General features: G+C 73.2%; 15 protein-coding genes, 2 tRNA genes and 1 pseudogene. 15 read left to right on the top strand and 3 right to left on the bottom strand.

Features of this window, described 5'->3' with window-relative positions:
• Positions 1 to 88 precede the first annotated feature (88 nt).
• From rsfS to AB0G74_RS25340, 3 genes are all read left to right on the top strand, one after another.
• Positions 89 to 526: a ribosome silencing factor gene (gene rsfS, locus AB0G74_RS25350; protein ID WP_361150327.1), complete on the top strand. Its 438-nt coding sequence runs from the start codon at positions 89 to 91 to the stop codon at positions 524 to 526.
• Positions 523 to 1,179, top strand: a complete 657-nt coding sequence (locus tag AB0G74_RS25345; protein ID WP_361150403.1) for a histidine phosphatase family protein — start codon at positions 523 to 525, stop codon at positions 1,177 to 1,179. Before rsfS ends, AB0G74_RS25345 begins: the two co-directional genes overlap by 4 nt.
• 94 nt (positions 1,180 to 1,273) lie before the next feature.
• Positions 1,274 to 1,346 (top strand) — tRNA-Ala (locus AB0G74_RS25340).
• Here AB0G74_RS25340 and AB0G74_RS25335 read toward each other — a convergent pair.
• Entirely contained in the window at positions 1,338 to 2,336 is a 999-nt protein-coding gene (locus AB0G74_RS25335; RefSeq protein WP_361150400.1) for a helix-turn-helix transcriptional regulator, read from the bottom strand. The genes AB0G74_RS25340 and AB0G74_RS25335 overlap by 9 nt on opposite strands.
• A gap of 110 nt (positions 2,337 to 2,446) precedes the next feature.
• Here AB0G74_RS25335 and AB0G74_RS25330 point away from each other — a divergent pair, with 110 nt between their 5' ends.
• The 10 genes and pseudogenes from AB0G74_RS25330 (at position 2,447) to AB0G74_RS25285 (ending at position 15,026) form a co-directional block, all read left to right on the top strand.
• Entirely contained in the window at positions 2,447 to 3,892 is a 1,446-nt protein-coding gene (locus AB0G74_RS25330) for an MFS transporter (protein ID WP_361150324.1), read from the top strand.
• 72 nt (positions 3,893 to 3,964) lie between these two features.
• On the top strand, positions 3,965 to 4,132 hold the full coding sequence (locus tag AB0G74_RS25325) for a hypothetical protein (RefSeq protein WP_361150323.1): 168 nt from the start codon (positions 3,965 to 3,967) through the stop codon (positions 4,130 to 4,132).
• On the top strand, positions 4,132 to 4,365 hold the full coding sequence (locus AB0G74_RS25320; RefSeq protein WP_040916346.1) for a hypothetical protein: 234 nt from the start codon (positions 4,132 to 4,134) through the stop codon (positions 4,363 to 4,365). The genes AB0G74_RS25325 and AB0G74_RS25320 overlap by 1 nt, the downstream gene beginning before the upstream one ends.
• 204 nt (positions 4,366 to 4,569) lie before the next feature.
• Positions 4,570 to 4,642 (top strand) — tRNA-Ala (locus tag AB0G74_RS25315).
• Positions 4,643 to 5,050: 408 nt separating this feature from the next.
• Positions 5,051 to 7,927, top strand: a complete 2,877-nt coding sequence (gene leuS, locus AB0G74_RS25310) for a leucine--tRNA ligase (RefSeq protein WP_361150320.1) — start codon at positions 5,051 to 5,053, stop codon at positions 7,925 to 7,927.
• Positions 7,928 to 8,217: 290 nt separating this feature from the next.
• Positions 8,218 to 9,015 carry a hypothetical protein gene (locus AB0G74_RS25305; RefSeq protein WP_361150318.1) on the top strand — a complete coding sequence of 266 codons (798 nt, stop codon included), beginning with the start codon at positions 8,218 to 8,220 and terminating at the stop codon, positions 9,013 to 9,015.
• A gap of 119 nt (positions 9,016 to 9,134) precedes the next feature.
• Positions 9,135 to 9,980 carry a DegV family protein gene (locus AB0G74_RS25300; RefSeq protein WP_361150316.1) on the top strand — a complete coding sequence of 282 codons (846 nt, stop codon included), beginning with the start codon at positions 9,135 to 9,137 and terminating at the stop codon, positions 9,978 to 9,980.
• Between the two features lie 179 nt (positions 9,981 to 10,159).
• Complete coding sequence (locus AB0G74_RS25295) at positions 10,160 to 11,341, top strand: ComEA family DNA-binding protein (RefSeq protein ID WP_361150314.1); 1,182 nt, start codon at positions 10,160 to 10,162, stop codon at positions 11,339 to 11,341.
• Positions 11,338 to 13,929: pseudogene (locus tag AB0G74_RS25290) on the top strand (ComEC/Rec2 family competence protein); the annotation flags it as partial. The gene AB0G74_RS25295 and the pseudogene AB0G74_RS25290, both read left to right, overlap by 4 nt.
• Before the next feature lie 257 nt (positions 13,930 to 14,186).
• Positions 14,187 to 15,026, top strand: coding sequence for an arylamine N-acetyltransferase (locus AB0G74_RS25285; RefSeq protein ID WP_361150398.1), 840 nt, complete (start codon positions 14,187 to 14,189; stop codon positions 15,024 to 15,026).
• 63 nt (positions 15,027 to 15,089) lie between these two features.
• Here the strand turns inward: AB0G74_RS25285 and AB0G74_RS25280 are convergent, their stop codons facing one another.
• On the bottom strand, positions 15,090 to 15,338 hold the full coding sequence (locus tag AB0G74_RS25280; RefSeq protein ID WP_361150311.1) for a hypothetical protein: 249 nt from the start codon (positions 15,336 to 15,338) through the stop codon (positions 15,090 to 15,092).
• A gap of 71 nt (positions 15,339 to 15,409) precedes the next feature.
• Between AB0G74_RS25280 and holA the strand changes: the two genes are divergently transcribed.
• Entirely contained in the window at positions 15,410 to 16,408 is a 999-nt protein-coding gene (holA, locus tag AB0G74_RS25275) for a DNA polymerase III subunit delta (RefSeq protein WP_361150309.1), read from the top strand.
• A 580-nt stretch (positions 16,409 to 16,988) separates the two neighbouring features.
• Here the strand turns inward: holA and rpsT are convergent.
• A complete protein-coding gene (rpsT, locus tag AB0G74_RS25270; RefSeq protein ID WP_361150306.1) occupies positions 16,989 to 17,255 on the bottom strand; it encodes a 30S ribosomal protein S20 in 267 nt (88 codons plus the stop codon).
• A gap of 239 nt (positions 17,256 to 17,494) precedes the next feature.
• On the opposite strand from rpsT, the gene lepA reads away from it, so the two are divergent.
• Entirely contained in the window at positions 17,495 to 19,375 is a 1,881-nt protein-coding gene (lepA, locus tag AB0G74_RS25265) for a translation elongation factor 4 (protein ID WP_361150304.1), read from the top strand.
• Positions 19,376 to 19,507: the final 132 nt, after the last annotated feature.

The raw sequence follows: 19,507 nt of genomic DNA, 5'->3' as shown, positions 1-19,507 counted from the left end.
CCGGTGCCGCCCCGGGGAAACCCGGGCGGGTGTGTCGGCGGTCCGTGAGACCCTTGTCTGGTACACGACCGCCGACGAAAGCCAGCCAGTGACCGCTACGGACCGCTCCGTCGAGCTCGTCAACGCCGCCGCCCAGGCGGCCGCCGACCGGCTCGCGCACGACATCATCGCCTACGACGTCAGCGATGTGCTGTCGATCACCGACGCCTTCCTGATCGCGTCCGCCCCCAACGACCGCCAGGTCAAGTCGATCGTCGACGAGATCGAGGAGCGGCTGCTCAAGGACCTGGGCGCCAAGCCCGTGCGCCGCGAGGGCGACCGCGACGCCCGCTGGATCCTGCTCGACTACGTCGACATCGTCGTCCACGTCCAGCACAGCGAGGAGCGCGTCTTCTACGCCCTGGAGCGGCTCTGGAAGGACTGCCCCGAGCTTCCCCTGCCCGAGGACGCGGTGAAGACCCGCGGCAAGGGCAAGGAGCACGCCGACCTGACCGGCGGCGCGGACGCGGACGGTGAGCTGAACTGAACGAGGACGCCTACAAGCGCACCGGCCGCCGCATCGTCCTGTGGCGGCACGGCCAGACCGCGTGGAATCTGGAGCGCCGCTTCCAGGGCACCACGGACATCGCCCTCACCGAGACGGGGATCGCCCAGGCCCGCCGCGCGGCCCGGCTGCTGGCTTCCCTCGAACCGGACGCGATCGTCGCCTCCGACCTGAAGCGCGCCGCCGGGACCGCCCGTGAGCTGGCCGGGCTGACCGGGCTCGACATCGTCTACGACGAGGGCCTGCGGGAGACCTGGGCCGGGGTCTGGCAGGGACTGACCCACGAGGAGATCAAGGAGCGGTACGGCGATCAGTACGCGGCCTGGAAGCGCGGCGAGCCCGTGCGCCGGGGCGGCGGCGAGCTGGAGACCGAGGTCGCCGACCGGGCCGCCCCCGTGGTGCTGCGCCATGCCGAGAAGCTGCCCGAGAACGGCACTCTGGTCGTCGTCAGCCACGGTGGCACCATCCGTACCACGATCGGTCGGCTGCTCGGGCTGGAGTCGCACCACTGGGAGAGCCTCGGCGGCCTCTCCAACTGCTGCTGGTCGGTGCTCGGCGAGGGCGCCCGCGGCTGGCGGCTGCTGGAGCACAACGCGGGTACGCTCCCCGAGCCCGTACTGGGCGACGACACCTGAGCCGTCCCGTCGGCGGGGGAGATCTGATTTCCCTTTCCGGCAGGTCGCAGGCTAAAGTTCTTCTTGTTCGCAGCGCCGAGCGCGAAGAACACCAGGGGCTATAGCTCAGTTGGTAGAGCGCCTGCATGGCATGCAGGAGGTCAGGAGTTCAATTCTCCTTAGCTCCACAGTCCGGAACCCCGTCCTCTTCCCGAGGGCGGGGTTCCGTCGTCCCCGGGCCCGTCCAGTCGGTACAGGGCCTCAAGGCGGCGGCCGCTCTCCTCGTCACCGGGGGAGTGGACCACCAGCCGGGACTCCGGCACTCCGCTGATCTCCATGGATACCGATGTCATCCGCATCTCGCCCACGGCGGGATGCCGGAAGACCTTCAGCCGGGTCCCCGGCGGCACCACGTTCCCGCTCCGCCATAATTCGGTGAAACGCGGGCTGGCCGCCGAGAGCCGGGTGATCAGCGACTCCCAGGCCGGTTCCCCGACATGCCTGCCGTACGCACCCCGGAACTGGGCCACCATCAGCGGCAACTCGATGTCCGGATGGCAGACCGGGCACTCGTCCGACCCGGTGGCGACGAAGAGCGTCCACAGCAGATTCCCCCGCCCCGGCCCCCGGACCAGGTCGGCCCGGAACAGCCGGTCGTAGGAGCGGTTGGCGGCCAGCAGGTCGTACCGCGCGTTGTAGACCACGGCCGGGCGCGGATCGAGCGCGTCGAGAATCGACCGGATCTCGGGGCCCACGTCCTCGGGCCCGCCGTCCCCGCCGGGGGAGACCGGCTCGTACGGCACCCGCGCCAGGTGGTACAGATGCTCCCGCTCCGGGGCGTCCAGCCGCAGGGTCCGCGCCACCGCGTCCAGCACCTGCGGCGACGCGTTGATCGGCCGCCCCTGTTCGAGCCAGGTGTACCAGGTCACCCCCACTCCGGAGAGCTGGGCCACCTCCTCACGGCGCAGCCCGGGGGTCCGTCGGCGTACCCCCGGCGGCATCCCGACGTCCGCCGGGGTCACCCTGGCCCGGCGGCTCCGGAGAAAGGCCGCCAGCTCTGGTCTGCGGCGGTCCGCGCGGCCCCCGTCCCGCGCCGTCCCGGGATCCCGTCCGGCCCCCGGAGCGCGTACCGGCCGCTGCCTCCGGCCCGCCGCTCCGGGTCCGCTGTCGATCGTCATCGCCGTCACACCCCCATCGTCGGCGCCCGCGCCCGGCCCTGCCAGGTACTGCCGGTACCAGGATCGGCGGGCTCTCACCACCGGTACCGGCCGGGAGTCAGCCTCGATTCATGCCAACGACCTCCCACCGGCCCCCGGACGCCGCCGACTCCCGTACTCCCGGTTCCAGTAAAACCCCCGGCACCGACAACCGGCCCCGCGTCGTCCTGGCGCTGGTGCTCGCCGCCCAGTTCATGGCGCTGCTCGACACCTCCGCCGTCCATGTGGCGGCCCCCACGATCCGGGCCGAACTCGGATCGTCGGGAGCTGGGTTGCAGCTGATCGTGGCCGGCTACACGATCGCCTACGCGACCCTGCTGATCACCGGTGCCCGGCTGGGCGCCCTGCTGGGGCACCGCCGGGTCTGGCTCGGCGGCCTCGCCCTCTTCACGGTCGCGTCGCTGGCCTGCGGACTCGCCGAAGGCACCGGTTGGCTGATCGCCTTCCGGCTGCTCCAGGGGGTCGGCGCGGGCCTGCTGATCCCCCAGGTGCTCAGCCTGATCCAGCTCCACTTCACCGGCGAGGCCCGGGTCCGGGCCGTCGGCGCGTACTCGGCGGTCCTGGCCGGCGGGATCGTCGCGGGCCTGGTGGTGGGCGGTGTCCTGGCCGGGACCGACGTACCCGGCGCCGGCTGGCGCCCGGTGTTCCTGGTCAATGTGCCGATCGGCGCCGCCCTGCTGGTCCTGGGCGCCCGGCTGCTGCCCCGGGACCGTCCCGGCCGGGCCGCCCGCCCGCTCGATCTGCCCGGTCTCGCCCTGCTCGCGGCCGCCGTCGGCCTCTTCGCCGTACCCCTGGTCCTCGGCCAGGAGCGGGGCTGGCCGCTGTGGACCCGGATCTGCCTGGCCGGGGCCGTGGTGGCGCTGGTCGTGTTCCGGGCGTACGAGTCCCGGCTCGCCCGGCGCGGCGGCGCACCGCTGATCGCGCCCCGGCTGCTCCGGACACCCGGTACGGGAGCGGCCGTCACCCGGATCGCGCTGGTCATGGCGGTCAACGCGGGCTGCTTCTTCGCCTTCGCCCTCCACCTCCAGGAGAGCCTCGGATACGGGCCGTTGCGGGCCGGGCTGATGTCCCTGCCGGTCGGACTGGCGCACGGAGCGGTGTCGCTCACCTGGCGGCGGCTGCCGGTTCGGCGCCGCCCGGCCCTGGCCACGGGCGGTTTCGTGGTCACCGCGTCGGCACTGGTGGCCATCGGTGTCCTGCTGCGCGACGGCGACGCCGCCGGGCTCCCGCTGTACGCGGCGCTGGCCGCCTTCGGCGCCGGGCTCGCGGCTGCCCACGGCCCCACCCTGGTGGGGGCGCTGGCCGGGGTACCGCCCGAGGACGCGGCCGACGCCGCCGGTGTCCTGGTGACGGTCACCCAGCTCGGTCAGGTGGCCGGGGTGGCGGTCTTCGGGGCGCTCTTCCTGGACCGGCTGGAGGCGGAGGGCTCCGGCGAGGCGTGGTGGTGGGTCACGGTCGCCCTGGCCGTCGCGTCCGTTCTCGGCGCTCTCGCAGGTCTCCTGCGCGAACGCCGCTGACCCGGGCCGATGTGTCGTGGCAGAATCGGACGGCCGGAGGGGACACCGGCCAGTACGGGTAAGGAGAGCGCGATGTCCGCCAGCACGAGCCAGGACGGCGACGCCCTGCTCGTGGCCGGGGACGTCCGCGCGACCCTCAGTTGCCCGTCCTGCGGATCGGCGCATGTCGCCCAAGTCCTCGGCGACAATGGTGGAGTCTCTTACGTGTGCACGTCCTGCGGCCACAGCTGGACTGACTGATGGGGGCGCACAGGCGTAAATGCGACTGGTGCGGCAGCGGAACGCCCATCGTCCGCGACATGGACCCGATCAATCCCGAGTACCAGTACTGGTGCGAGGAGTGCGCGAGAGCGCTGATCATAAAGGGCGACCCCATCGAGACCTACCGGGAACTGGAAGGCGAGCCGATCTACGGCCGCCTGCTGGACGAGCACTGCACTCTGAAGCGCTTCTACTCCTTCGCGACGGCCTGACGGCCGCTTCGGCACGGTCGTCCGGAACCGGCCGTGACCAGGTGGCGGGGGGCCGGGCCCGCCCGGTTCCCCCGGCTCCGGCCCGCCTCCGTCCGGCTCCCGGCCGGGGCCGGGAACGGATTTGGTGAAGCGGGCGGGAGGGCGTTAATGTTGTCGACGTCGCCGGGACACGGAGGAAACACCGAACCGGGCGACATCGCACAAGGGGCTATAGCTCAGTTGGTAGAGCGCCTGCATGGCATGCAGGAGGTCAGGAGTTCAATTCTCCTTAGCTCCACAGTAGGGACAATCCCGCCGGACCGAGTCCGGCGGGATTTCTCGTTTATCCGCGTACGCGCGTCCTATGGTCCCTCCCGTTCCGGGCGGGACATCTCTTGTGCCGGTCTTCCCGTGAGACTCCCGGCGGGACCGTCCCCGGCGGCGGGCGCCCGGCCCTCCGCGTCCCGTCCGCGGGGGCACGCCCACGCGCGGCGGCGATGGCCCCTGCGGTACCCTGACGCCATGCGTGCCGTACGCCTTCTGCTTAGCGGGCCGCGCTGATCAGTCCCGGCGGACGAGAGTCCGGTCGGAATCGGCGCGGCTGCCCCTCCTGTGTGAGGGGTCCTTTTGTTTACGGGCCCCGTGCCCCGGGCCGGGCGCCCCTACCGAACGCCGGGCAGAGACGATCGATGGAGCTTTGAAGACCATGAGCGAGACCAACCCCGCAGTCCCTGGCGCTTCCGCCGCCCCCGGAGACATCGGCGCACCGTTCCGGTACACCGCCGGGCTGGCCGCGGAGATCGAGGCGCGCTGGCAGGACGCCTGGGAGGCCGACGGCACGTACGAGGCGCCCAACCCGGTGGGCGAGCTGGCCGGGGACCCCGCCGTGGTGGCCCGGCCCAAGAAGTTCATCATGGACATGTTCCCGTACCCGTCCGGTTCGGGTCTGCACGTGGGCCACCCGCTGGGCTATATCGCGACCGATGTCTACGCCCGCCATCTGCGGATGACCGGCCACAACGTGCTGCACACCCTGGGCTTCGACGCCTTCGGGCTCCCCGCCGAGCAGCACGCCGTCGCCACCGGCACCCACCCCCGGGTGTCCACCGAGGCGGCCATGGACAACATGAAGCGCCAGCTGCGCAGGCTTGGCCTGGGGCACGACAAGCGCCGTACGATCGCCACGATCGATCCCGCGTACTACCGCTGGACGCAGTGGATCTTCCTGCAGATCTTCAACTCCTGGTACGACGAGACGGCCGGCCGGGCCCGGCCGATCGCCGAGCTGGTCGCCGAGTTCGAGGCCGGCCGCGAGGTCCCCGGCACCACCCGCGCCTGGGGCGAGCTGACCGCCGCCGAACGCGCCGAGGTCCTGGGCGGATTCCGGCTGGCCTACGCCTCCGAGTCCCCGGTCAACTGGTGCCCCGGCCTGGGCACCGTCCTGGCCAACGAGGAGGTCACCGCCGACGGCCGCTCCGAGCGCGGCAACTTCCCCGTCTTCAAGTCGAAGCTCCGCCAGTGGAACATGCGGATCACCGCTTACGCCGACCGGCTGCTGGACGATCTGGACGGGCTGGACTGGCCGGAGGCCATCAAGCTCCAGCAGCGGAACTGGATCGGCCGCTCCGAGGGCGCCCGGGTCGACTTCGCCGTCGAGGGCCACCAGGGCGAGCCGGTCACCGTCTTCACCACCCGCCCCGACACCCTGTTCGGCGCCACCTATATGGTGCTGGCGCCCGAGCACGGCCTGATCGACTCGATCCTGCCCGCCGAATGGCCCCAGGGGGTCAAGGAGGCGTGGACCGGCGGCGCCACGACGCCCGCCGAGGCCGTCGCCGCCTACCGCAAGCAGGCCCAGACCAAGAGCGACGTCGAGCGGCAGACCGAGCACAAGGACAAGACGGGCGTCTTCACCGGCGCGTACGCGGTGAACCCGGTCACGGGCACCCGGATCCCGGTCTTCGTCGCCGACTACGTCCTGATGGGCTACGGCACCGGCGCGATCATGGCCGTACCCGGCCAGGACGAACGCGACTGGGAGTTCGCCGAGGCGTTCGAGCTGCCGATCATCCGGACCGTACGGCCCCCGGACGGCTGGGAGGGCGAGGCGTACACCGGCGCCGGACCGGCGATCAACTCCGCCAACGACCGGCTGTCCCTGGACGGACTGGACGTCGCCGAGGCCAAGTCGCGCATGATCGCCTGGCTGGTCGAGCAGGGCGCGGGCGAGGGCACCATCAACTACCGGCTGCGCGACTGGCTCTTCAGCCGCCAGCGGTACTGGGGCGAGCCCTTCCCGATCGTCTACGACGAGGACGGCGTCGCCCACCCGCTGCCCGAGTCGATGCTGCCGCTGGAGCTGCCGGAGGTCGACGACTACTCGCCGCGCACCTTCGACCCCGACGACGCGGACACCGAGCCCGAGACGCCGCTCTCCCGCAACGAGGAGTGGGTGAACGTCACCCTGGACCTGGGCGACGGGCCCCGCCGCTACCGGCGCGAGACCAACACCATGCCCAACTGGGCCGGTTCCTGCTGGTACGAGCTGCGCTATCTGGACCCGCACAACGACGAGCGGCTGGTCGACCCGGCCGTCGAGCAGTACTGGATGGGCCCGCGCGACGGAATGCCGCACGGCGGCGTCGACCTGTACGTGGGCGGCCAGGAGCACGCCGTACTGCATCTGCTGTACGCGCGGTTCTGGTCCAAGGTCCTCTTCGACCTGGGCCATGTCTCCTCCGTCGAGCCGTTCCACCGCCTCTTCAACCAGGGCATGATCCAGGCGTACGTCTACCGGGACGCCCGGGGCTTCCCGGTGCCCGCGGCCGAGGTCGAGGAGCGCGACGGCGGCTTCTGGTACGACGGCGAGCCCGTCAAGCGCGAGCTGGGCAAGATGGGCAAGTCCCTGAAGAACGCCATCACGCCCGACGAGATCTGCGACGAGTACGGTGCCGACACGCTGCGCCTGTACGAGATGGCGATGGGCCCCCTGGACGTCTCCCGGCCCTGGGACACCCGTGCCGTCATCGGCCAGTACCGGCTGCTGCAGCGGATCTGGCGCAATGTCGTCGACGAGGCGACCGGGGCGACCACGGTCGTCGACGGTGAGGCCGACGAGGCCACCCTGCGGGCCCTGCACAAGGCCGTCGACGGTGTCACCCAGGACATGGCGGGGCTGCGCTTCAACACCGCCATCGCCAAGGTCACCGAGCTGAACAACCATCTGACCAAGGCGGGCGGGCCGCTGCCGCGCTCCGTCGCCGAGTCGCTGGTCCTGCTGGTCGCCCCGCTGGCGCCGCATGTCGCGGAGGAGCTGTGGCACCGGCTGGGACACGAGGACTCGGTGACGCTGCGGGCGTTCCCGGTCGCCGACCCCGCGTATGTCGTGGACGAGACCGTGACCTGCGTCGTCCAGGTCAAGGGCAAGGTCAAGGCCCGGCTGGAGGTGCCGCCGTCGATCTCGGACACCGAGCTGGAGGCGCTGGCCCTGGCCGACCCGGGCGTCGTGGCGGCGCTGGGCGGGGCGGGCATCCGCAAGGTGATCGTCCGGGCGCCGAAGCTGGTGAACATCGTCCCGGCGTGACGGTACGACCCGGGTCGGGCGCCTCGTCGCCCGGCCCGGATCGGACGACCGCCGGACCGGGGCTCCTGTCATAGGGGCCCGGTCCGCGGGAAAGCCCCGGCCGAAGAGGTACGGCCCGAAGGGGCGCCGGGGCTCGGGGACTTCCCCCCGACGGCAGGCCGGGCGATCCGCCGGAACCCTGGGACCGCCTGCTCCGTTTACCGTGGAGACAAGGCGTTTTACCTGCCGTGAACGCGTAACACGTACGGTGGAGACGACGACATCTCCCAGGCCGAGGCGAAGGGCTGCCCATGGAAGCCGCGATTCTGATTCTGGCGCTGCTTTTCGTCGCCTTTGTCGCTTTGGGTGTTTATGCGGGAGTAAAAGCGGTCAAGGTGGCGAAGCGGGGCGTCGAGCGTACGGTCACCCAGGCTCGCCGCACCGTCGAGGACACCACCTTGCGGGCCAAGAGCATGGGGCAGGTCGGGGTCGCCGGGGAGCTGGCCCAGCTCCGGCTGGACCTGCGGACCTCCATGCGGGCCACCGAGGACGCTCTGCGGGCCGGGGTCGCCGAGGACGCCTCGTTGAATGAGTCCCTCGCCCTCTTCGAGCGGCTGAGCGCCCACGGCCGCGAACTGGACGACGAACTCCGGCGGCTGGAGCGGGAGCCGGACCGCGCGACGGTCTCGGCCAAGCTGCCGGAGCTGAAGGAGCGGGTCGAGAAGGTCGTCCACTCCGCCGAGTCGCTGCGCTGGGCCGCTCGCGACCGGGCCCAGAAGTTCGCGGACGACGACCTGGACACGCTCAGCGCCCAGATCGACATGGAGGCGGGGGCGCTGCGGCACTGGTCGCAGAGCGCCGACTCCGGGGCCTCCGACGCCCCCGGCGGGTTCGCCGACACCGCTCCGGCCGCTCCCGCCCCCGGCAACCCCTACGAGGAGCGGCGCGAGCCCGCGGAGACCAAGGCGGCGGCCGAGAGCGCCGCGCCCCCGGCGTCCGCGGAGTCGTCCCCGGCCGAGGAGTCGGGTCCCCGGGCGATCACGGCCCGCGATCCGCGGCTGGAGCAGTACCCCTGGCAGAAGGCCGCCCGGCCGGAGACCTCGAACTGACGGGACACGGTCCGGACGGGTCGCCTCGCGGTCCGGAGCCGGGCCCTCCCGCGGGGGCGGTCCGCTCCTCGGCGGGGGCGGGCTCCCCGCTCGCGGCGCCGGGCGGTAACCTCCCGGTCATGTCCCGTCATGTCGCGATCATCACCGATTCCACGGCCTATCTGCCGCAGACGGCGGTGGAGCACCACGGCATCGTGACGGTTCCGCTGACGGTCGTCGTGGACGGGCGGGCGCTGGAGGAGGGGACGGAGATCTCCGCCAGATCGCTGGCGCAGGCCCTCCAGAAGCGGCGCCCGGTCACCACGTCCCGTCCCGGCCCGGAGACCTTCGCCGCCACCTACCGTGCCGCCGCCGACGCCGGGGCTTCGGGAATCGTCTCGCTCCATCTCTCGGCCGAGCTGTCCGGTACGTACGACGCGGCGGTACTGGCCGCCAAGGACGCACCCGTACCGGTACGAGTGGTGGACACCGGGGTCATCGCGATGGCGCTCGGCTTCTGCGCGCTGGCCGCCGCCGAGACCGCCGAGGCCGGGGGCTCGCTGGACGAGATCGTCGCCGCGGTGGAGAAGCGGGCCGCCGGTACCGCCGCGTACTTCTATGTCGACACCCTCGACTATCTGCGGCGCGGCGGCCGGATCGGGACCGCCCGGGCCCTGCTGGGTTCGGCGCTGGCGGTGAAGCCGCTGCTCAAGCTCGACGGCGGCCGGATCGAGATGCTGGAGAAGGTGCGTACGGCGTCCAAGGCGATCGCCCGGCTCGAAGAGCTGGCCGTCGAATGCGCCGGGGCCGGACCGGTCGATGTCGCGGTCCACCATCTCGCCGCCCCGGAACGGGCCGCGGCCCTGGCCGAGCGGCTGCGTGAACGGGTGCCGGGGCTGACGGAGTTGCATGTGAGCGAAGTGGGCGCGGTGATCGGAGCGCATACCGGCCCCGGGCTGCTGGGGGCCGTGGTCTCGCCGCGTTGATCCGGGGGCGGACATCCCGGCGCGCTCGACGGCCGACGCTTCGCGTCAGGACTCGTCGCGGGGCGTCGTCTCGCGGTCTTTTACCTCGTCCGGGTGATGGAGTTATCCACAACAGCCGGGTTTTCCCCGGGAATTGACCGGGCCGAGCGGAGTCCGCCGGGTGTGCTTACCGTCGGGCCATGGCATATCGATCAGCTACGGCGACCAGCGGACCGGGCCGTGCCCCGGCGTCCGACGGCAGGGCCAGGCCCCGGCTGCGACAGCGGTCCACGACGGTCATCGGGCCGCGCGGTGGCGCTCATCGGGGCGCGGGACCCGGGCCGGGGCGGGGCGATCCGGCCCGGCGGACCGCCCGGCGCGGGGCGGTACGGAACGCGGCGGCACCGAGCCCGGCTGCGCGGGACGGCGCGGCCCCGGCCGAAGCGGCAGCGGGGCCGGAAGCCGGGAGGACGCCCACCGGACCGCCGACCCTCGAACCGCTCGGCGTGCGGCCCGCGAACGGTACGTACTCCGGTTCCCGGGGCGTGGTCTCGTTCGCGGGGGCGCGTGAGCGGGAGGGCTCGGCCGGGGCGGTCGGCGGGGAAGCCGGGCCCGGCGGTGGCCGGGAACCCGCGGGTCCGGGGGCCGGACCGGCCGCGCGGCTGCGGCGGGCCGGGCTCGCCGTGCTGGAACGGCTGCCGCTCTGGGTGCGGCTGCGATGCGGGCTCGAACCGCGCACCCTGGCGGCGCTCGCCGTCGTCCTGGTCGCCGCCGTGGTCCTCGCGGGTGTGCATTTCTGGTCGGGCCGTCCACAGACCGTCCGGCCGCCCGAACCGGTCGGGGCGGACGGGCTTTCGCGGGAGGACCCCGGGCGGGCCGCGCCGCCGACGCCGCTGCAGCCCGGGTCCGGGCCGGTGACCGGGGCGCAGGGGGAACCGGTGCCGGACGGCCGGGTCGTCGTGGACGTGGGTGGCAAGGTCCGGCGCCCCGGTGTCCTCCGGCTGCCCGCGGGCTCCCGGGTCGCCGACGCCCTCGCGGCGGCGGGCGGCCCGAAGGAGGGCACCGATCTGACCGGGCTGAACCGGGCCCGGGTCCTGGTGGACGGGGAGCAGGTACTGGTCGGGGTGGCGCCGTCGGCCGCCCCGGCGACGGCGACCGGCACCGGCGGCCCCGCGCCCCCGGCCCGCACCGGCCCGATCAGCCTCAACGCGGCCACGGCCGAAGAGCTGGACACCCTCCCCGGGGTCGGCCCCGTGCTGGCCCGGCACATCGTGGAGTACCGGGGCCGGGGCGGCGGCTTCCGTTCCGTCGACGAACTGCGCGAAGTCGACGGGATCGGCGAGCGCCGGTTCGCCGACCTCCGCCCCCTGGTGCGGCCATGACGCGCCGCGCCGTCCACGCCGCCTCGGGGCACCGCCTGGGGGCCGCCGACCCGCACCAGGAAGGACCGGCCGATCTGCGCCTGGTTCCCCCGGCCCTGGCCGCGTGGGCCGCCGCGGCGATCGCCGCCGGAGCCCCGGGCCGGTGGACGGCGCTCGCGGTGGCCCTCTGCCTCCTGGGCGCCCTGCTCCTGTCGGCCCGGGGCGCCCTCCGGAGACTCCACCGCCCCGCCGGAGCCCCCACCGGGCCGCCCGGTCCCGGTGGCCCGGGCGCCGCCGCCCGCCCGCCGGAGAACCACGCGCGCCCGGCGGTGGCGGGAACCGGGCCCGGGCCCTTCGGCCTCCGGCGGAGCGGGCTCAACGCGACCGCGTGCGCGGGGATCCTGCTCTGCGCGGCGGCCGGGGCGTCCGCCGCCGCTCTGCACACCGCCGATCTGCGCCGTGGCCCGCTGCCCGCACTGGCCGCCCGGTCCGCGTCCGTGACCCTGGAGGCCACCGTGACCTCGGACCCGAGGACCGCCGTCCCCCGGGGGCGCGGGGACGGCACCGGGGGAGGGCCGGTCGTGATCGGCGCGGAGGCCACCGAGGTGACCGTCCCCGGCGGGCGGAGCACCAGGACCAGGACACCCGTACTGCTGGTCGTCCGCCCCGGGGACGCACCCGCCGACCCGGCCCGGTGGCAGCGGCTGCTGCCCTCGACCCGGCTCCGGGTGACCGGGCGGCTGGCACCGCCCGTCAACCGGGACGACCCGTTCGCGGCGGTCCTGCGCACCGGGGACGGGCCGCCGGAGATCATCGGCGGGCCGAGCCTCGCCCAGCGGACCGCGGGACGGCTGCGGGCCGGACTGCGCGAGGCCACCGGCGGTCTGCCCGCCGACGCCAGAGCCCTGGTCCCCGGGATCACCGTGGGCGACACCTCACGGCTCAGCCCCGAACTGCGGGACGCCTTCGACACCACCGACCTGTCACACGTCCTGGCCGTCTCCGGGAGCAACCTCACCATCGTCCTCGTACTCCTGATCGGGCCGCCCGGCCGGGCGGGACGGGCCGAACGAGGCGGTCTGGCCCCCCGGCTGGGGCTTTCGCTCCGGGGCACGGCACTCGCCGGAGGCGCCCTCACCCTCGCCTTCGTCGTGGTCTGCCGCCCCGAGCCGAGCGTGCTGCGCGCCGCGGCCTGCGGGGCCGTCGCCCTGCTCGCCATCGGCACGGGCCGCCGCAGATCGCTGGTGCCCGCCCTGGCCGCCGCCGTACTGCTGCTGGTGCTCTACGACCCCCTCCTGGCCCGGAACTACGGCTTTCTGCTCTCCGTCCTGGCGACCGGCGCGCTGCTGACCATCGCCCCCGGCTGGAGCGCGGCGCTGCGCCGGCGCGGGGTACCGCCCCGGATCGCCGAGGCGCTCGCGGTGGCTCTCGCGGCCCAGGCCGTGGCGGCGCCCGTGGTCGCCGTGTTCGCGGCGAAGGTCAGCCTGGTGGCCGTCCCCTGCAATCTGGCCGCCGAGCTGGCGACCGCGCCCGTGACACTGCTCGGATTCGCCGCGCTCGCGGTGGCGACGGTCTCGGTACCGCTCGCCGTACTGCCCGCGACCGTCGCCGGATGGTTCGCCTGGTGGATCGCGGCCGTCGCCCGGACGGGGGCCGCCCTGCCCGGGGCCGGATCCGACTGGCCGGGCGGCTGGTGGGGCGGACTGCTTCTGGCGGCGGTGACCGTCGTCGTGGTCCTCCTCGTCCGCCGGTCGGCCCGGCATCCGCTGGCCGCCGCGGTCTGCGTGGTGGCATTGCTGTGCGCGGTGGTCAGGCCCGCCCCGCTGACCCGGGTCCTGTCGGGCTGGCCGCCGCCCGGCTGGACCGCGGTGATGTGCGATGTGGGCCAGGGGGACGCGCTGGTCCTGGCGGCCGGGGAACGGACGGCGGTCGTCGTGGACACCGGCCCCGACCCGGAACCGGTCGACCGCTGTCTGCGTGAACTGGGCGTCACCGGAGTTCCGTTGATCGTACTGACGCACTTTCACGCGGACCACGTCCGGGGCCTGCCCGGGGTCATCGACGGCAGGCGGGTCGGCGCCGTGCAGACCACGACGCTCGACGAGCCCCGTGCCCAGGCCGAGTTCGTCCGCCGTACGGCGACCGCTTCGAGCGTCCCCGTCCTGCGGGCGGCAGCCGGGGAGCGGCGCAGGTCCGGGCGGCTGACCTGGGAGGTGCTGTGGCCGGACAGCGGCCCCCGGGCGGGCCCCGCGCCCGTCGAGGCGAACGACGCCAGTGTGACGCTCCTCGTCCGGATCGCCGACGGCCCCACCCTGCTGCTCCTCGGCGACCTGGAACCACCGGCCCAGCGGGCCCTGCTGCGGGCCCGCCCCGGCCTCGGTCCCGTGGACGTCGTGAAGGTCGCCCACCATGGTTCCGCACAGCAGGATCCGGGCCTGCTGGGGGCGGTACGCCCCGCGTTCGCCCTGATCTCCGCGGGCCGCGACAATACCTACGGGCACCCCGCGCCCGGCACGGTCGCGGCGTTGCGGTCCCTGGGCGCCACCGTTCTGCGTACCGACGAGGACGGTCCCGTCGCCCTCTCGGGTACCGGATCCACCCTCCGCGCCACCGTTCGGGACGGCCGTCGACCCCACCCGGGAGCGGCCGGTCCCGGGGGCGCGCCCGACCGCACACGGCTCGCCCGCGGGCGACGCCGGAACCGGCCGCCCCGGGGGCCGCGCGGAAGCGGCCGGCCAGTCGGCGGCCCCGTCTCGGACCGGGGACCGAGAGACGTATGGGACTCCCGGACCACCCGGGTCGGCACTTGGGACCAAGCCGCCGCCGGGGCCCGGCCGGACGGCCGGACGGGCGACAGACTGGGCCCATGGACACCTATCTCCGCCGGATCGGCGCCCCCGGGCGCCCCGAGCACCCGAACGCCGAGGCCCTGCGCGACCTTCAGCTACGCCATCTGCGGAGCGTGCCGTTCGAGAATCTCTCCATCCACCTCCACGAGGAGATCGTGCTGGAGGAGGAAGCCCTGCTGGACAAGATCGTCTCCGCGGGGCGGGGCGGCATCTGCTACGAACTCAACGGAGCCTTCGCCGTTCTCCTGCGTCGGCTCGGGTTCCGCGTCGACTACCTCCAGGCCCGGGTCTACGGGGACGACGGGCGGCTCGGGATCCCCTACGACCATCTGGCGCTGCTCGTGGAGACCGAGGACGGCGCGGGGCGCCGGCTGGTCGATGTCGGCTTCGGCGAACAGGCCGACCACCCCCTCGCCTTCGATCTGCGGGAGGACCAGCCCGATCCGGTGGGTACGTTCCGGATCGTCCCGGCCCGCGAACACGGGCGCGGCCACGGTCAGGACGGCGATCTGGTGGTGCTGCGCGACGGCAAGCCGCAGTACCTGCTGGAGACCCGGCCGCGTGAACTCGCCGACTTCCGGGCCGGTGCCTGGTGGCACAGCACCTCGGCCGTCTCACCCTTCACCCGGTCGCTGATCTGCTCCCTGCCCACGGCCGACGGCCGGGTCTCCCTCAGCGGGCGCAGGCTGACCGTCACCCGGGGCGGTGAGCGGCACGAGGAGACCCTCCGGGACGACGCGGCGGTACTCCGGGCCTACCGCGACCACTTCGGGATCCGGCTGGACCGGCTGCCGCCCGACCCTCGCGAGGAGGGCGGTGGGCCCGGCCGACCGGCCGGGCCCACCGCCGGAGCGTGAGACCCCGGCGCCCGGCGGGCACCTCGGCCGATACCCCGTGGGGCACCCCGGCCGACGCTCCGGTCAGCGAGGGGCCTCCAGCCAGCCCTCGTACTCGGCGGCGAAGTCGTCCAGGGCGCCCGGGTCGAGCCGGCCCGCCGGGTCCTCGACCACGACCAGCCACTGGGCGTCCTCCGCGTCGTCCTCGCCCGCCAGCGCGTCCCGTACCAGCTGCGGTTCGTCGGTCACCCCGAAGCGGTCGGCGAGTTCCCGGGCGGCCTCCTCGGCGGCGTCGCGGTCCGGCAGCACCAGTACATGTCGTCCATCGCTCACCCGGTCATTCTCCGGTACGGGAGCGCCGGTCCCGACGGCGGTGTCGGTGGGCCGTGGGATGCTGGACCACGATGGCCACCAGGAAGAACACGACAGACGACCCGCTCGCCCCGATCACCCTCGCCGTGGGGCAGGAGGACCTCCTGCTCGACCGCGCCGTGGCGGGAGTGGTGCGGGCGGCCCGGGCGGCCGACGCCGATACGGACGTCCGTGACCTCACCGCCGACCAGCTCCAGCCCGGCACACTGGCCGAGCTGACGAGCCCCTCGCTCTTCTCCGAGCGGAAGGTGGTGATCGTCCGGAACGCCCAGGACCTGTCCGCCGACACGGTCAAGGACGTCAAGGCGTATCTGACGGCCCCGGCCGAGGAGATCACACTGGTCCTGGTCCACCCCGGCGGCGCCAAGGGCAAGGCGCTGCTGGACGCGGCCCGCAAGGCGGGCGCGCGGGAGGTCGCCTGCCCGAAGACCACCAAGCCCGCGGAGCGGCTGACGTTCGTCCGCTCGGAGTTCCGGGCGCTCGGCAGATCCGCGACGCCCGAGGCGTGCCAGGCGCTGGTGGACTCCATCGGCAGTGATCTGCGGGAGCTGGCGAGTGCCGTCTCCCAGCTGACCGCCGATGTCGAGGGCACCATCGACGAGGCCGTGGTCGGTCGCTACTACACGGGCCGGGCCGAGGCGTCGAGCTTCACCGTCGCCGACCGCGCGGTCGAGGGCCGGGCCGCGGAGGCGCTGGAGGCGCTGCGCTGGTCGCTCTCCACCGGCGTCGCCCCGGTGCTGATCACCAGCGCGCTGGCCCAGGGCGTCCGGGCGATCGGCAAGCTGTCGTCGGCCCGTGGCGGCCGTCCCGCCGATCTCGCCCGTGAGCTGGGCATGCCGCCGTGGAAGATCGACCGGGTCCGCCAGCAGATGCGCGGCTGGACCCCCGACGGCGTGGCGATCGCGCTGTGTGCCGTCGCGGAGGCGGACGCGGGGGTGAAGGGCGGCGGGGACGATCCGGAGTACGCCCTGGAGAAGGCCGTCGTCACGATCGCCCGCGCGGCCCGGTCGGGGCGCGGCGGCCCCCGCTGATCCCGGCCACCGCCGGTACCGCCGGTACCGCCGTGAGCTGATCACCCTACGGGCGCCGGGCCGCGGCCCCATGGCCCCGAGCCTTCCGGCTCCCGAACCTCCGGTGCGGTGGACCGGCCCCGGGTTTCCCGGCCCGCCATCAGAGCCCGAGCCTTCGGGCTTCCGAGCGTCCGCCTCCGAACCTCCGCCCCTGGGCAGTCCCGGCGTGGTCCCGGGTGAATCTCCGCCCTAGGACCGACGAGCCTTCGGACCCTCTGGCCCGCCCGGGAGCCCCGGAGGCCGCCGGACACCGCCCGGGCCCGGACCCTTCCGCCTGCCCCGGGCCCGTAGACACCGCCCGGAACCCCCGTGGCCCGGTTCCGGGCATGCCGAAGGCCCCGGCCGGGAGGGCCGGGGCCTTCGAGAGGTTCTGCCGGTGGACGCGCACCCGCGTGGCGAACGCAGGACCAAGTGCGTGTCCGGAGCTGCCGGGAAGAAGCGGATGAGAGAGGGCCCGCTCGTCACTCCCGGCGGTCACCTCGCCCGGTGGTTCCCCGCCTCGTCGCCGTGGTGGGGGTCACCGGATCGTGGTACCGGTCGATCAGCCCTGGAGGGCGTTGGCCTTGGACGCGAGCGCCGACTTCTTGTTGGCGGCGGCGTTCTTGTGGATAACGCCCTTCGAGACGGCCTTGTCGAGCTTGCGGGACGCCTCGCGGGTCGCCGCGGCGGCCTTCTCGGCGTCACCGGCGGCGACGGCCTCGCGGGCCTTGCGGATCGCGGTCTTCAGCGACGACTTGACGGCCTTGTTGCGCAGGCGCGCCTTCTCGTTCGTCTTGTTCCGCTTGATCTGGGACTTGATGTTCGCCACGAAAGAGCCTTCTCAGGTTCGATTTATCTGTGATGGGTGCGTTTCCCGTTGTGATCCCGCCGGGAGACACCCGGGGAGAGCGAGAGACACACAGCCAGCCACGGTACCAGCCGGGCTCCGGACGGCCCAAACCGGTCGCAGTCCCGTACCCGTGGGACGATAGAGGCTACGTATCGATCCGCCATCGCCTTCAGACGCGACGCCCGGCGTCCTGGGCGTCCCAAGAATCAGGACCCTGCGTGCCCGCGACTCCTCCCAATGTGCCAGAGCCGAGCCGTACCGACCCGGCGCTGATCCGCAACTTCTGCATCATCGCCCACATCGACCACGGCAAGTCGACCCTTGCCGACCGGATGCTCCAGCTCACCGGGGTGGTCGAGCAGCGGCAGATGCGCGCCCAGTACCTCGACCGTATGGACATCGAGCGCGAGCGCGGCATCACGATCAAGTCTCAGGCGGTCCGGTTGCCCTGGGCGCCGACCGAGGGTCCCGGCCAGGGCCGTACCCACATCCTGAACATGATCGACACGCCGGGGCACGTGGACTTCACCTACGAGGTCTCCCGCTCCCTCGCGGCCTGTGAGGGCACGGTTCTGCTGGTCGACGCGGCCCAGGGGATCGAGGCGCAGACCCTCGCCAACCTCTATCTGGCGATGGAGAACGATCTCGCCATCGTGCCCGTCCTCAACAAGATCGACCTTCCGGCGGCCCAGCCCGAGAAGTTCGCCGAGGAGCTGGCGAACCTCGTCGGCTGCGACCCCGACGACGTCCTCAAGGTCTCCGCCAAGACCGGTCTCGGTGTCGAGGCGCTGCTGGACCGCGTGGTCCGCGAGGTGCCCGCGCCGGTCGGTGTCGCCGACGCCCCCGCCCGCGCGATGATCTTCGACTCGGTCTACGACTCGTACCGGGGCGTCGTGACCTACGTCCGGGTCGTCGACGGCAAGCTCGGCAAGCGCGAGCGGATCCGGATGATGTCCACCGGCGCCACCCACGAACTGCTGGAGATCGGCACCAACTCGCCCGAGATGCTCCCGGCCGACGGCCTGGGCGTCGGCGAGGTGGGCTATCTGATCACCGGTGTGAAGGACGTCCGCCAGTCCAAGGTCGGCGACACCATCACCCAGCAGATCAAGGGCGCCACGGAGGCCCTCGGCGGCTACAAGGACCCCAAGCCGATGGTCTTCTCGGGGCTCTATCCGCTGGACGGCTCCGACTACCCCGAGCTGCGCGACGCCCTCGACAAGCTCCAGCTCAACGATGCCGCCCTGGTGTACGAGCCGGAGACCTCCGCCGCCCTCGGCTTCGGCTTCCGGGTGGGCTTCCTCGGCCTGCTCCACCTCGACGTCATCCGGGAGCGGCTGGAGCGCGAGTTCGGCCTCGATCTGATCGCCACCGCCCCGAACGTGGTCTACCGCGTCCTCATGGAGGACGGCACCGAGCACACGGTGACCAACCCGAGCGAGTTCCCCGAAGGCAAGATCGACGAGGTCCACGAGCCGGTCGTCCGGGCCACCATCCTCGCGCCGAGCGAGTTCATCGGTTCGATCATGGAGCTCTGCCAGACCCGGCGCGGCACCCTGCTGGGCATGGACTACCTCTCCGAGGACCGGGTGGAGATCCGCTACACCCTGCCCCTCGCGGAGATCGTCTTCGACTTCTTCGACCAGCTGAAGTCCAAGACCCGCGGTTACGCGTCCCTGGACTACGAGCCCACCGGCGAGCAGTCCGCCCATCTGGTCAAGGTGGACATCCTGCTCCACGGCGACAAGGTGGACGCCTTCTCCGCGATCACCCACCGCGACCAGGCGTACGCCTACGGGGTCCGGCTCGTCGCCAAGCTCAAGGAGCTGATCCCCCGGCAGGCGTTCGAGGTCCCGGTCCAGGCCGCCATCGGCTCCCGGGTCATCGCCCGGGAGACCATCCGCGCCATCCGCAAGGACGTCCTCGCCAAGTGCTACGGCGGTGACATCTCCCGTAAGCGGAAGCTGCTGGAGAAGCAGAAGGAAGGCAAGAAGCGGATGAAGATGGTCGGCAGTGTGGAGGTGCCGCAGGAAGCCTTCATCGCCGTCCTCTCCAGCGACGACAGCGGTGGCGGCGCCGGCGGCAAGGGCAAGAAGTAGCCGCGGGCGAGCCCGCGCGGGGCGCCCGGCCGGTGATCCGGCCCGGGGGCGCGCCCGCGCCGAACCCCACCCGCCCCAGCCGGGGGGGGGAGCACCACAAAAAAACCGCGGTCGGGTTGTTGCCGTATATCG

It is taken from the genome of Streptomyces sp. NPDC020875, assembly GCF_040641415.1.
Classification (GTDB): Bacteria; Actinomycetota; Actinomycetes; order Streptomycetales; family Streptomycetaceae; genus Streptomyces.
The sequence above is the reverse complement of the archived record's forward strand: the minus strand, read 5'-3'. Positions and strand labels throughout refer to the sequence as shown.

Coding starts and splice junctions, on each gene's coding strand:
- AB0G74_RS25335 (WP_361150400.1), bottom strand. CDS start 2,336: ATGACGATCGACAGCGGACCCGGAGCGGCGGGCCGGAGGCAGCGGCCG.
- AB0G74_RS25330 (WP_361150324.1), top strand. CDS start 2,447: ATGCCAACGACCTCCCACCGGCCCCCGGACGCCGCCGACTCCCGTACT.
- AB0G74_RS25325 (WP_361150323.1), top strand. CDS start 3,965: ATGTCCGCCAGCACGAGCCAGGACGGCGACGCCCTGCTCGTGGCCGGG.
- AB0G74_RS25320 (WP_040916346.1), top strand. CDS start 4,132: ATGGGGGCGCACAGGCGTAAATGCGACTGGTGCGGCAGCGGAACGCCC.
- leuS (WP_361150320.1), top strand. CDS start 5,051: ATGAGCGAGACCAACCCCGCAGTCCCTGGCGCTTCCGCCGCCCCCGGA.
- AB0G74_RS25305 (WP_361150318.1), top strand. CDS start 8,218: ATGGAAGCCGCGATTCTGATTCTGGCGCTGCTTTTCGTCGCCTTTGTC.
- AB0G74_RS25300 (WP_361150316.1), top strand. CDS start 9,135: ATGTCCCGTCATGTCGCGATCATCACCGATTCCACGGCCTATCTGCCG.
- AB0G74_RS25295 (WP_361150314.1), top strand. CDS start 10,160: ATGGCATATCGATCAGCTACGGCGACCAGCGGACCGGGCCGTGCCCCG.
- AB0G74_RS25285 (WP_361150398.1), top strand. CDS start 14,187: ATGGACACCTATCTCCGCCGGATCGGCGCCCCCGGGCGCCCCGAGCAC.
- holA (WP_361150309.1), top strand. CDS start 15,410: ATGGCCACCAGGAAGAACACGACAGACGACCCGCTCGCCCCGATCACC.